Annotated in this window: 19 protein-coding genes; 18 read left to right on the top strand and 1 reads right to left on the bottom strand. The window is 34.5% G+C overall.

Annotated elements, in window-relative coordinates; genetic code table 11:
• Positions 1-209 precede the first annotated feature (209 nt).
• The 18 genes from HPY79_11670 (at position 210) to HPY79_11585 (ending at position 9,504) form a co-directional block, all read left to right on the top strand.
• Entirely contained in the window at positions 210-710 is a 501-nt protein-coding gene (locus HPY79_11670; protein NSW46462.1) for a hypothetical protein, read from the top strand.
• 1 nt (position 711) lies between these two features.
• Positions 712-996, top strand: a complete 285-nt coding sequence (locus tag HPY79_11665) for a hypothetical protein (GenBank protein ID NSW46461.1) — start codon at positions 712-714, stop codon at positions 994-996.
• Entirely contained in the window at positions 971-1,606 is a 636-nt protein-coding gene (locus HPY79_11660; protein ID NSW46460.1) for a hypothetical protein, read from the top strand. The genes HPY79_11665 and HPY79_11660 overlap by 26 nt, the downstream gene beginning before the upstream one ends.
• The gene (locus tag HPY79_11655; protein ID NSW46459.1) at positions 1,603-2,172 is read left to right on the top strand and encodes a hypothetical protein; all 570 of its coding nucleotides are present in this window, start codon (positions 1,603-1,605) and stop codon (positions 2,170-2,172) included. The genes HPY79_11660 and HPY79_11655 overlap by 4 nt, the downstream gene beginning before the upstream one ends.
• Entirely contained in the window at positions 2,150-2,599 is a 450-nt protein-coding gene (locus tag HPY79_11650; GenBank protein ID NSW46458.1) for a hypothetical protein, read from the top strand. The genes HPY79_11655 and HPY79_11650 overlap by 23 nt, the downstream gene beginning before the upstream one ends.
• Entirely contained in the window at positions 2,566-2,757 is a 192-nt protein-coding gene (locus tag HPY79_11645) for a helix-turn-helix domain-containing protein (GenBank protein ID NSW46457.1), read from the top strand. Before HPY79_11650 ends, HPY79_11645 begins: the two co-directional genes overlap by 34 nt.
• Before the next feature lie 26 nt (positions 2,758-2,783).
• Entirely contained in the window at positions 2,784-2,951 is a 168-nt protein-coding gene (locus HPY79_11640) for a hypothetical protein (protein NSW46456.1), read from the top strand.
• A 232-nt stretch (positions 2,952-3,183) separates the two neighbouring features.
• Positions 3,184-3,405: a hypothetical protein gene (locus tag HPY79_11635; protein NSW46455.1), complete on the top strand. Its 222-nt coding sequence runs from the start codon at positions 3,184-3,186 to the stop codon at positions 3,403-3,405.
• 27 nt (positions 3,406-3,432) lie between these two features.
• Entirely contained in the window at positions 3,433-4,290 is an 858-nt protein-coding gene (locus tag HPY79_11630) for a hypothetical protein (protein NSW46454.1), read from the top strand.
• A gap of 204 nt (positions 4,291-4,494) precedes the next feature.
• A complete protein-coding gene (locus HPY79_11625) occupies positions 4,495-5,319 on the top strand; it encodes a hypothetical protein (protein ID NSW46453.1) in 825 nt (274 codons plus the stop codon).
• A 12-nt stretch (positions 5,320-5,331) separates the two neighbouring features.
• Complete coding sequence (locus tag HPY79_11620; protein NSW46452.1) at positions 5,332-5,778, top strand: hypothetical protein; 447 nt, start codon at positions 5,332-5,334, stop codon at positions 5,776-5,778.
• A 2-nt stretch (positions 5,779-5,780) separates the two neighbouring features.
• Positions 5,781-6,242, top strand: coding sequence for a hypothetical protein (locus HPY79_11615; GenBank protein NSW46451.1), 462 nt, complete (start codon positions 5,781-5,783; stop codon positions 6,240-6,242).
• 3 nt (positions 6,243-6,245) lie between these two features.
• Positions 6,246-6,761 carry a hypothetical protein gene (locus HPY79_11610; protein ID NSW46450.1) on the top strand — a complete coding sequence of 172 codons (516 nt, stop codon included), beginning with the start codon at positions 6,246-6,248 and terminating at the stop codon, positions 6,759-6,761.
• Positions 6,762-6,780: 19 nt separating this feature from the next.
• The gene (locus tag HPY79_11605) at positions 6,781-7,497 is read left to right on the top strand and encodes a hypothetical protein (protein ID NSW46449.1); all 717 of its coding nucleotides are present in this window, start codon (positions 6,781-6,783) and stop codon (positions 7,495-7,497) included.
• 146 nt (positions 7,498-7,643) lie between these two features.
• The gene (locus HPY79_11600) at positions 7,644-8,093 is read left to right on the top strand and encodes a hypothetical protein (protein ID NSW46448.1); all 450 of its coding nucleotides are present in this window, start codon (positions 7,644-7,646) and stop codon (positions 8,091-8,093) included.
• Positions 8,090-8,554: a hypothetical protein gene (locus HPY79_11595; GenBank protein ID NSW46447.1), complete on the top strand. Its 465-nt coding sequence runs from the start codon at positions 8,090-8,092 to the stop codon at positions 8,552-8,554. The genes HPY79_11600 and HPY79_11595 overlap by 4 nt, the downstream gene beginning before the upstream one ends.
• 10 nt (positions 8,555-8,564) lie before the next feature.
• Positions 8,565-9,029 (top strand): hypothetical protein, encoded by a 465-nt coding sequence (locus HPY79_11590; protein NSW46446.1) that lies wholly within the window; start codon positions 8,565-8,567, stop codon positions 9,027-9,029.
• A gap of 10 nt (positions 9,030-9,039) precedes the next feature.
• Positions 9,040-9,504: a hypothetical protein gene (locus tag HPY79_11585; protein ID NSW46445.1), complete on the top strand. Its 465-nt coding sequence runs from the start codon at positions 9,040-9,042 to the stop codon at positions 9,502-9,504.
• Between the two features lie 10 nt (positions 9,505-9,514).
• Here HPY79_11585 and HPY79_11580 read toward each other — a convergent pair whose 3' ends face one another.
• The gene (locus HPY79_11580) at positions 9,515-10,696 is read right to left on the bottom strand and encodes a site-specific integrase (GenBank protein ID NSW46444.1); all 1,182 of its coding nucleotides are present in this window, start codon (positions 10,694-10,696) and stop codon (positions 9,515-9,517) included.
• Positions 10,697-10,842 lie beyond the last annotated feature (146 nt).

Raw genomic sequence — 10,842 nt, 5'->3', positions numbered from 1 at the left:
ATTTGTAGTTGAATTAGTTTATAAAAATAAAAAGAAGCAATGGTTACTTACAGCATTTGTTATTAAAAAAGGGCTCAAAAAGAGCCCTTAACGGGATAAACCATAAAAGTGTCGTCGCTATGGTTTTTACATGGCTGCATGTGTATGCCAAAACCCATGCAAATATACGAAAAAAAATGAAGAATGTTTAACCTTAAAATAAAAAAATTATGAGTGAAATTAAAAATCCTTTACCAACGCAATTTTCAATCCGATTAAGTCAGGAAGAAGCCGATTATGTAAATGAAAATTTATATCTTCTTCGCGGAGACGATGAAACCATGCCTCGCAGCAAGATTTTCATTACAGCAGTATCTAAAGCCGTTACCAATGTAAAACCCAAAGAGATTGTAAAAGAAGTCCCACTACCGGAACTTGTTCAGGAAAACGAGCAGCTGAAACAAAGCATCGAAAGCATCAGCAAAACGGCTACCGATATGCAAGAACGCATAAAAGAGTTGCTCGACGAAAAAGAAAAAACGATTCAAATCGAATTGCCCGAAAACTATCGCGAATATTTCTGGGGAATTTTAGAAATAGCTAAACGCGACGGTTATGCTAAAACGTATGGCGAACTTATTCAAAAAATGCTCTATACATTCCATCGTCGCAATGAGTTTATGCTTACCAAAGAAGATATAGAATATTTAAATCAACTTAAAAATCAATAATATGACACAATTTGACGAAATTAAACAGTATTCTCAGCTTTATGAAGAAAACAAAAAACTTCTAACTGAAAATAAAGAGCTGAAAAAGCTTTTAAAAGAAGGAAAGCAACTATTCAGCAATGTTTCGGACTTGCTGAATTTAAAAAAAATTGCCGATAACGGTATGATGTTCGCAAAAATTCCGGGCATCATACGAAAAATTCAAGACAATCCGAAGTTAATGGAAGAAATTTTACAATTTATCAATAAATTGAATCAATATGAAGCTACCGGAAACTCCCAGTAATATTGATTTAATCGATATACTGAAAGAACCTACCGAACCTAAAAACGAAGGTTTAAAACAAAGCGATTTTTTAAATGCCTCTGAAAATGTTGCATCCGACAATGTTGCAACCGAAATTAAAGCTGCTATCAATGCCGACGATTTTGAATTACCGCCTCCACCTCCACCCGATCAGCCTCCTATTGAACCGCAAAAGCCGTCAAAACCGCGATTATCCGAAAGCGAATACGAAGAGCAGGCCGAAATGTCTATTGCTTTATTCGATGGTTTGCAAACACTAACATTGCCATGGCTGTATCAGAAATCAATGTTCACACGCAAAGAACTCGAGCAGCTGAAAGCATTGAACGAAAAAAAGAGACAACCCGAAGTTGAGCTTACCGAAGAAGACTTAAAACTCGAAGAAAAATACCGAACCTATAAAGAATTATGCGACGAAGTACCCTATAAGGAAAAAGAAATAGAAATGCTTAAAAGTCCACTTGCTAAGGTGTTTTCTAAGTATAATATTCAACTTGGTCCTGAATTTATGTTATTTACGGCACTGGCTTATGTTTCGGTTCCACGTTATTTGCCCTTGTTTTCTAAACTCGAAAACTTAGATGTATGAGCAATTACAGAATAAACAATGTTTCTGCAATTTTAGGGCGTCGAGGCAGCGGAAAAACTACCTATGTACGCAAACTCATAGAATCATATCGTCAGGCTTTACCCGGTCAAAAAATATTAATTGCCGACACAATAGACCATCCGGCGTATAAAGATGTGGCTGCTATTAATACAGATTTGCTATCGCGATGGAAAAAACCGAATGTTTATAGAATTTTTGGCAGTAATACCGACGAAATCCTTAATACTATTAACACACATTTATACAATGCCCTGGTTATTTTTGAAGATGCAAGTAAATATATACGCCGGCAATTATCCGACGATGTACGTGCATTTATTTTAGATTCCAAACAAAAGAATCTGGATCTTATTTTTCTTTTTCATGGTTTTTCGTATGTACCGCCCGAAATGTTTCGCGTACTCGATAATATAACCATATTTCGCTGCGACAATCCTACGTATCGGAAAAACGATATAGTAGCATTCGACGAAGTAATAAAAGCTTACGAACAAGTTATGAACAGTAATAATCCATACGAACATGCAACCGTTAGAATTTATTAAATTTAAAGAAAACCTGCTTCAGGGAATACCGGTTTTTTATAAAACCTACAGAATTCGTGTTAACAATGGTATTCGATATATAAGAGTAGCAAAAAGCAAAAAAATAATTGAAGTTAATTATCCGTTTATCAGCCGAATCAGCGAAAATCAATTAAAATTTTTGCTCGAATGGCACCGCCGCCGCCGTAAATTTACCAACGAATACGATTGCGACAGGGCTACTTTTAATTATTGCACGAAGCATTTAAATATCGACCCGGAAGAAATATACAATCTGTTTAAAACATACAATTTCAACAACCGAAAAGCTCGTCAACAACGATTATATGAGCTCATTACGCTAAGTCTTGTAGAACATAAAATGTATTTAGTAAAACAATTCTTTTTAAAATTATGGAAGAAAATAAACCCGTTTGCAAAGCCATGACCTTAACTGAGCTGGCTGCTAAATATGGAGTGAGTAATAAAACAATGTACTCGTGGTTGAAGCGTAAAAAAATCATTAAAAACAAACGCGAAGGATATTTATTTACTCCAAAAGAAATCAGAGTTATATACGAGGAACTTGGCGAACCAGACAATTAATATTATATTTGTAAAAAAAATGATATATGCAAGCCGAAAAAATTAAAAAAGACCCGTACCAAGAAGCTTTACGATATATCGAAAATGCAAAACAAATTCTACGCGAAAAAGCCGGAAAAGACGGCGAATTAAAAGTGATAATATCACAAGAAGGAATTAAATTAGCTTTAAGAATTATTGAATGGTGCAAGTGAACCCATCGGCGGAGTGCTATATAATTATATAGTATAGGTTTTTTTTATTATTTTCCGCCTCCAGATAGAGTGAACGAAAAAGGCAGCTAAACCGCTGCCTTTTTCAATTTATTGCAAAAATGGGTAAAAATTAATCTTTATAGGCAAAAATATACCTATTAGAATAAGCTACTGCAAACAACTACAGATATTTGTATTTCAACAATAAAAAAAACTTTAAAAAGAAATTATTATGCAAACTCCAACTAACATTGTATCGGAAGCAGCTACCACAGTTGGTAAAGCTTTCAATTGGAAAAATCTTTTGTTTCTTGTCGTACTTACCGTTGTAGTTACATTAATTGTATCGTACATCATGAAACAAGAAGTCGTATTATACGACAATGCCGGCAACGTTACCGGAAAGGGCGAAATAAAGCCAAAAATCAAATTTTCAGTTAAAAAAAATGTTTAATCAAAAAACCTTAAAAATCAGTAATTTATGAAAAAGTTTAGTGTTATTTTATTCGCTTTAGCTGCAATAGGTTCTTGCTTTTTTGCACCTGCAGCCGTAGTATCAGCAAGCATAATGCCTGCTAATTTGCAAGATTTTGCAAACGACAATTTTTCCAGCTTCGAGGGCGAAAGCTATTACACCGGTGAAGGTGATCAATGGCTCGATTTTGGCGGTCCAAACACTTCATTTGCTACCGAACATTCAGCCGGTCGCGTGTTTCTAGTCAATATTAAAAATGACCTTACCACAACCGAAAATGTTATTCTTTTCCCCGGTTATACATGGTATCCCGGTGCTACCGGCAATAATTGGCTAATTGACGGAGCTATCAAAACCGTTGACACTAAAACATTATCTGCAACCGGTAGTCCAAAGACCATTAAAGAATTATTGTCATTTATTATGAAAAACCCGACTAATCTTAATGCAATACGTATTAGCTCAAGCGATGCTACTCAAGTTCAACAACAGATGGTGTATAAAGAATTAAGTCCGTTTAAAGATCTGCAAAGCCGTATTATTGACTTAGGTACATATACCAACGAAAATACCTACCGCGACAAAATAGTAACTGTTCCAACGCCCGGAATTATTGCATCGAGCGAAGTTGAATTAAGTATTCCTATTATTGCAGGCAGTACATGTTCTATTACCTTCTTCTTCGGTGGCGTACTTTCTGCTTCGGTAGCCATGAAAAACAAACGTTCGCAAGCAGCTTCCACCTTTGCCAAAGTAGGTATTGGCAACGTGCAACGTTTACATGCCGTTAGACAAGCGATGCCGGGTTTACCTGCAACACAAAGCTTGTTAAGGAGCAATTTTGATGGTGAAGACGACGAATAAAAAAATTGTGAGGGGCTTGCCAAAACCTTAATCAATAAGGCGTAGGCAGCCTCTTTTTTAAAAAAAATAAATTATGGCTAAATTAACTAAAGCTCAATTAGCTGCCAAAGGAAGGCAGATAATGAAAAAAGCAAAAGAAATACGCAAAGCACACCCAACTATGAAGTGGCAAAATTGCGTTAAACAAGCAGCTAAAAAGAAATAATGACAAAAGTAAATGCCATATTAGAAGTTCCGTACATCGAAGGTACACCGGCACGAGCCGACCATCGAAATGGTATTGTTTATATAAGCAAAAAGCATTTCGAAGGCATGGACCCCGTGTATAAAGATTTTATAATCGCACACGAAGAAGGTCATTTGGTTCTCAATACCAAAAATGAAGAACAGGCCGACGAATATGCAATGAAAAAATTGCTTAAACAGGGGTATCCGCTTTCAAAAATTTTAGGCTCGTTAACCCAGGTTCTTCAGTACGACAAAATGGGGCATTACGGACGAACGAATGCTATTTTCAACAAATTATTTCTTTACGATTTAGCTGTAAATCAAAACAAAAAATTGTTAAACCATTTAAATTTATTAAATATGAATACTCCGGACGAATTAACCGATATTTATGCTGCAAGTTACGAAACCGATTACAGCGATTTTCTTGGACTTGGTAAGGCAGCCAAAGAACGCCGTAAACAAAGACTAGAAATGAAAAAGAAAAAAAAAGAAGCAAAAAATGCAATTCGACTTGCCAAAGCTGAAAAAGAAAAAGCAAAAGCCGATGCCATACGAGAAGGCAGACCGGTTGAAGAAGGTGGGGCTATTAAAAACATATTAGCCGGTGCCGGTAAATTAGTAGGTGGCATATTAGGTAAACCAACCGAAGAAGAAGGTCAGCCAATCGAAAAAAGTTCAGATGCCGAACAACCGGACAAAAAGAACAATAAAACATGGATTATTATTGCCGTAGTTGTTGTCATTCTTATTATTGCGGCTTATTTTATTTTCTTTAGAGGCAAAAAAGGAAAAAAATAATTCCAGGCCATTATGAAAATAAATAACGTAACACCGGGAAAATTAATAACGTGGGCAATTATAGTGCTTATCGTTATTATTATTATATGGATTATATACCGGAAAATACAAAAAGCTGTTCAATCCGGCAAAGACAAACAATTGGTATCCGAAGTCGATAATGCCATTATATCCAATGCTCTTACATATCCGCAAGCCGATTATAAATCAATGGCCGATAAATTGTTTATTGCCATGGATGGGGCAGGTACCAACGAAGATGCTATTAAAGAAGTAATAGCAAAACTTCGCACCAAAAGCGATTGGTATGCACTTGTAAAAGCATTCGGCGTTCGAAAATCAACATCAATGTTCAGTAGTTTTTCGGGTAATCTAATACAATGGTTAGCCGACGAACTTAGGGGAAACGATCGAAAAGAAGTTAACGATATGCTTGTAAAATTTGACGTTCAAATATGAAAATGCTGTACTTCATTATATTAATCATTATTGCTGTGCTAATTATAGCTTTTGTTTATATAAAGCAAAAATTAGCACAGCTTAGCCTTTCGGTTGTAGATATTAAATTTAAAAAAGTTTCGATAAAAGAGCTATCCGGCACACTCTATTTGCTTATTACGAATCCGTTCGGCAACATCGAAATATCGAATCTGAAACTCGATTTATATATTGACGGCTATTTTGTTAGTTCATTAGAACAGGAAGAATCTGCAACAGAATTATTACCCAATGGCAACCTTATGGCAAAGGTTGGTTTTCAATTATCGCCTAAAAAAGTAGTTTCGATGGAACATCTGCTCATGAGTTTGTCGAATTACGGCAAAAACAATTATACCGTAAAAGGTACCATTACCATAAAGAAATGGTTAATAAGAGCAAATATACCCATCAATTATTCCTCTACATTTAAATCAGATTCATAATAAATGAATACAACCAAGAAATTTATATTAATAGCATTGTTTACATCTATTATTATAGCTATAATTTGGCTTATACTACGAAAAGTTAAAAAAAGCAACTCAGATATGACTATCGTTAAAGGAGCAAAAAACAATCCGGGTCATTTGCGTTATACAAACGAAAAATGGCAAGGTAAAATATATCCCGAACCGGGACAAAAATTTGTGTTTGAAAGTTTTGACACATTGGAACATGGCATACGTGCATGGTTAATCAATGCCAGAACTCAGATTAAGAGAGGTTATAATACCATAGATAAACTTATTGACCGCTTAACTCCAGCATCGGAGAACCCCGAAAGTGCACGAAAGGCAATGAAACAAGAAATAAAGCAAGTATTAGGCACTAATACTATTGCTGTTTCAGACCTGTGGAAAATAGCCCCCATTATTTTTAAACACGAGGGCAATCCCGATTATTTAGCCCATGGCCAAGGGATTCAAATATATGGCATTCAGCAAAAATATAACATAGTATAAACTTTTAAAATATACAACTATGGCAGAAGTTATTATTCCAAAACCGGGTACTATTTACAACGAGTACATATGTCAAGGTAGCGACGACAATTATTACGTTAAACGCAACAATCAATGGGTAAAAGTTGGCGGAAGCAGTGAAAATATTAATCCGTTAGACCCAAGAGTAACTACAGCTATTCCGGCTGCCACTAAGGGCGACAAATTTTATGTCGTAGCCGATGGTATAATTGGTGTAGAAGGTAAAGATACGATTAAGCTCGAAAAGGGCGATATGCTTGTATGTATCAAAACAACACCGGGAGGCATAGCAGATGATTATGATGTTTTGCAAAAATCGTTTGAATTAAGCGATTATTTAAAAGCCAACGATACAGAAAATTATAATCCGTTTTATTTATACAAGCATTTTGAATCGTTGCAAATAGTTGATAGTACTTATTCGGGAGAGTTATTAGACCCTATTGGCTTAATCATTCTGAAATCTGATATAACAACGGAAAGTATTAATTTAAATTCTTTAGCTTCTGTTAATCCAAAGCAACGAGGAGTTGGAAATCTTATAATAATAAATCAAAGCTTAACAGTAGCTGTAACAATAATACCAAGCGGTGGTGATAAGTTCGTTGATTATAAACTAATAGATATTAATCCATACTCAATTAGTGGAGATAATTTCATTAGCTTTAAATCATTTTTCATTAATAAACAGGGGTTTATAATGCAAGGTATATAACATGCTATCATTTTTATCTAAACATCCGATAATAGGATTCGTATCTGGCATTAGCAGTAGCTTGGTTCAGTATATCAATGATATAGAGTCATATATAAAAGCGTTTGGTTTTATAACCGGTATAGTTATAGCTGTTTTAACTATCTATGCAAAAATTTTGGAAATACGCGAACGGCGTCATCGTAAAGCACGAAGGCATTAAATTATGCCTGCTGTTGCTTTTTATGGGTTTTGTTGCGTGCAGCCCACAAAGACGTTTAAACAGGCTGGTTCGTAAACACCCTGAATTAATCAGTAAAGATACTGTTCGTATAATAGATACCATTCGTATTCCGTCCATACAGTTAGATACTACCATCGAAACGAAACCGGTCGATACGGTTTATCTCGAAAAAGAACGGTTGCAATTACAAATAATCAGGCATTACGATACATTAAAAATTCATAGCTTGGTGAAACCGGAGAAAATCATAATAAAAAAAGAAATCCCGGTCGAAAAAATAGTAGTAAAAAAAGTTCCAAACCAACTAAATAAATACTTGTTTTTATCGTTATTGTTTTTACTATTTCTATTTATTTTAACGTTTAGACGATGAGTGAAAAAGTTAAATTTTTAGACCCGCTAACGCAATCTGCTATTGTACTTGCTTTTGCTGTTCCTTTATCCGGTTATTTTGGAATTTTATCCATTAAAACCGGTAATAAAAATTATGCTTTTTTAGTTCTTTTGTTGGTAATAATTTTTGTTTTATTGTTTATTCGAGCCACAAAATCACCCGGGTTAATTTTAGAGAACGAATTTGATGGCAAAGTACGTTATAAACCCGAAGAAGGTTGCGAACCGCAAGAATTGAAAAAACTGCCTGCCCAAGCCGATGGAGTTAATACTGGAATTTATCCCGGTAAAGTTTTTAAGCTTCGTAGCGGTACCAACGTTTATATAGATAAAAAAGGTGATGTACGTTCGTATTCGCCGGTAAGTGCATGGGTAAATAAGTGGGTTACCAAAAACGATTTTACACCTCAGGAACTTCAATGCTGGGAAAAATTGTTTTAAACTATATTCTATGAGAGAAAAAGTTAAATTTTTAGACCCGCTAACGCAAACAGCTATTGTACTTGCTTTTGCTATTCCTTTATCCGGTTATTTCGGAATTTTATTCATTAAAACCGGTAATAAAAATTATGCTTTTTTAGTCCTTCTGCTGGTAATAATTTTTGTTTTATTGGCTATTCGAACCACAAAATCACCAGGATTAATTTTAGAGAACGAATTTGATGGCAAAGTACGTTATAAGCCCGAAGAAGGTTGCGAACCGCTGGAATTAAAAAAACTGCCTGCCCAGGCCGATGGAGTTAATACTGGAATTTATCCTGGTAAAGTTTTTAAACTTCGTAGCGGTACCAACGTTTATATAGATAAAAAAGGCGAAGTACGTTCGTATTCGCCGGTAAGTGCATGGGTAAATAAGTGGGTTACCAAAAACGACTTTACACCTCAGGAACTTCAATGCTGGGAAAAATTGTTTTAAACCATATTTTATGAGAGAAAAAGTTAAATTTTTAGATCCACTAACGCAATCTGCTATTGTACTTGCTTTTGCTGTTCCTTTATCCGGTTATTTTGGAATTTTATCCATTAAAACCGGTAATAAAAATTATTGGCTGGTAGGCATTATTTTAATGATTATTGGATTTTACTTTTTCTTAAAAGCCACAAAATCACCAGGATTAATTTTAGAGAACAAATTTGATGGCAAAGTACGTTATAAGCCCGAAGAAGGTTGCGAACCGCTGGAATTAAAAAAACTGCCTGCCCAGGCCGATGGAGTTAATACTGGAATTTATCCTGGTAAAGTTTTTAAGCTTCGTAGCGGTACCAACGTTTATATAGATAAAAAAGGCGAAGTACGTTCGTATTCGCCGGTAAGTGCATGGGTAAATAAGTGGGTTACCAAAAACGATTTTACACCTCAGGAGCTACAATGCTGGGAAAAATTGTTTTAATATAATTTAATCAAAAAAAATTATTCCATTTTTCAATTTCTTTATTTCGTTTTAGTTCGGTTACTTTAGCATATATTTGTGTGGTTTTGATATCTTGATGTCCTAACATATCTTTTACAACATATAAAGGTATATTTAAGCTAATAGAAATAGTAGCAAAAGTATGTCGTGCTACATGAAAGGTTAATCGCTTTTTTATATTAGCTAATATAGCAATTTTTTTTAATAAACGATTGGTAGCTGCATTGGAAAATAGTTTAAATATAGGGACTGATGGGTGAATATCGTTTAAATTGTCGATTAAATTTAAAAGATCTTTGGCTGGTCTTGATAGTGGGATAACTACTTTATATTTTGTTTTACCCTGTATAAGTTCAATATAATCGTCTTTAATATGCTGTTTTGTTAATTTTTCTAAGTCGCCAAAGCGAAGCCCTGTAAAACAGGAAAAAAGAAAATAAAACAAGCAGTAATGTTCGTTTTTAGTTATAGTAAATTCTTCCGGGCAATAAAAAATATAAATTAAGCGTTTAAGCTCTTCTTCGTTGAGTGTTTCGCGTTCTCCTGGAACTCGTTTAATTTTATACCCAACAAAAGGATTTTTTGTTAATATTCCTTCGTAAACAGCAAGTTGACACACACTTTTTAAAAAAGTCATACTTTTAGCTACGGTATTAGTTTTATTACCGAGCGTTTCTCGCATATATCTGTCATAAGAACGTATAAATAATTCATTTACATCGGAGAAGCGAATAACTGGTTTAAACTTCGCTAATTTATTAAGCTCACTTTGATATTTTCTGATTGTTTTTGGTGAATAGGTATGTTTGTTGATATTAATATAGTGCTGCATGAAATCGAATAGCGAATTTTTATCACGCAGCCTTTTTTCTTCAAAAATTAAGGTAAATTCTTCAAATGTAGGTGATTTTTGTTCTTTTAAGCATTCGAACAAATAGTTCTCAGCCTTTCGAACACTTTCACCTATTAGATAGTTCCATTTAAGGACTTCTTCGCTATTACCTTTTATTCGCTGTTTTACTTCATCAAATAAACTAGGGTGTATATATATATGTAAATGATAATATCTAACAACCCTGTTGATAATTATTCGCAATAACACTGGTGCTAATCCCTGAGGCGACATTCGATCTTTGCGAATAATAACTTTATATGAAAAATGAAAATTCATAGGCTATTTTTTTGGTTAAACATTGGTGAAACAAAATTGTGCAATTAACCAAAAATGTTTAACCATGCAATAGCCATAAATGTCTAATAACCAAGACTTTAAAAGAACCTTGTAAAGCGAAGAAACCCACTGTTGTGACCTCGGCG

It is taken from the genome of Bacteroidales bacterium, from assembly GCA_013314715.1.
Lineage (GTDB): Bacteria > Bacteroidota > Bacteroidia > Bacteroidales > GWA2-32-17 > Ch61.
Note: the sequence above shows the minus strand (reverse complement) of the source record. Positions and strands in the feature narration are given on the sequence as shown.

Excerpts from the sequence above, each read along its gene's own strand:
- HPY79_11670 (NSW46462.1), top strand. The coding sequence starts at position 210 with ATGAGTGAAATTAAAAATCCTTTACCAACGCAATTTTCAATCCGATTA.
- HPY79_11665 (NSW46461.1), top strand. The coding sequence starts at position 712 with ATGACACAATTTGACGAAATTAAACAGTATTCTCAGCTTTATGAAGAA.
- HPY79_11660 (NSW46460.1), top strand. The coding sequence starts at position 971 with ATGAAGCTACCGGAAACTCCCAGTAATATTGATTTAATCGATATACTG.
- HPY79_11655 (NSW46459.1), top strand. The coding sequence starts at position 1,603 with ATGAGCAATTACAGAATAAACAATGTTTCTGCAATTTTAGGGCGTCGA.
- HPY79_11650 (NSW46458.1), top strand. The coding sequence starts at position 2,150 with ATGCAACCGTTAGAATTTATTAAATTTAAAGAAAACCTGCTTCAGGGA.
- HPY79_11645 (NSW46457.1), top strand. The coding sequence starts at position 2,566 with ATGGAAGAAAATAAACCCGTTTGCAAAGCCATGACCTTAACTGAGCTG.
- HPY79_11640 (NSW46456.1), top strand. The coding sequence starts at position 2,784 with ATGCAAGCCGAAAAAATTAAAAAAGACCCGTACCAAGAAGCTTTACGA.
- HPY79_11635 (NSW46455.1), top strand. The coding sequence starts at position 3,184 with ATGCAAACTCCAACTAACATTGTATCGGAAGCAGCTACCACAGTTGGT.
- HPY79_11630 (NSW46454.1), top strand. The coding sequence starts at position 3,433 with ATGAAAAAGTTTAGTGTTATTTTATTCGCTTTAGCTGCAATAGGTTCT.
- HPY79_11625 (NSW46453.1), top strand. The coding sequence starts at position 4,495 with ATGACAAAAGTAAATGCCATATTAGAAGTTCCGTACATCGAAGGTACA.
- HPY79_11620 (NSW46452.1), top strand. The coding sequence starts at position 5,332 with ATGAAAATAAATAACGTAACACCGGGAAAATTAATAACGTGGGCAATT.
- HPY79_11615 (NSW46451.1), top strand. The coding sequence starts at position 5,781 with ATGCTGTACTTCATTATATTAATCATTATTGCTGTGCTAATTATAGCT.
- HPY79_11610 (NSW46450.1), top strand. The coding sequence starts at position 6,246 with ATGAATACAACCAAGAAATTTATATTAATAGCATTGTTTACATCTATT.
- HPY79_11605 (NSW46449.1), top strand. The coding sequence starts at position 6,781 with ATGGCAGAAGTTATTATTCCAAAACCGGGTACTATTTACAACGAGTAC.
- HPY79_11600 (NSW46448.1), top strand. The coding sequence starts at position 7,644 with ATGCAAAAATTTTGGAAATACGCGAACGGCGTCATCGTAAAGCACGAA.
- HPY79_11595 (NSW46447.1), top strand. The coding sequence starts at position 8,090 with ATGAGTGAAAAAGTTAAATTTTTAGACCCGCTAACGCAATCTGCTATT.
- HPY79_11590 (NSW46446.1), top strand. The coding sequence starts at position 8,565 with ATGAGAGAAAAAGTTAAATTTTTAGACCCGCTAACGCAAACAGCTATT.
- HPY79_11585 (NSW46445.1), top strand. The coding sequence starts at position 9,040 with ATGAGAGAAAAAGTTAAATTTTTAGATCCACTAACGCAATCTGCTATT.
- HPY79_11580 (NSW46444.1), bottom strand. The coding sequence starts at position 10,696 with ATGAATTTTCATTTTTCATATAAAGTTATTATTCGCAAAGATCGAATG.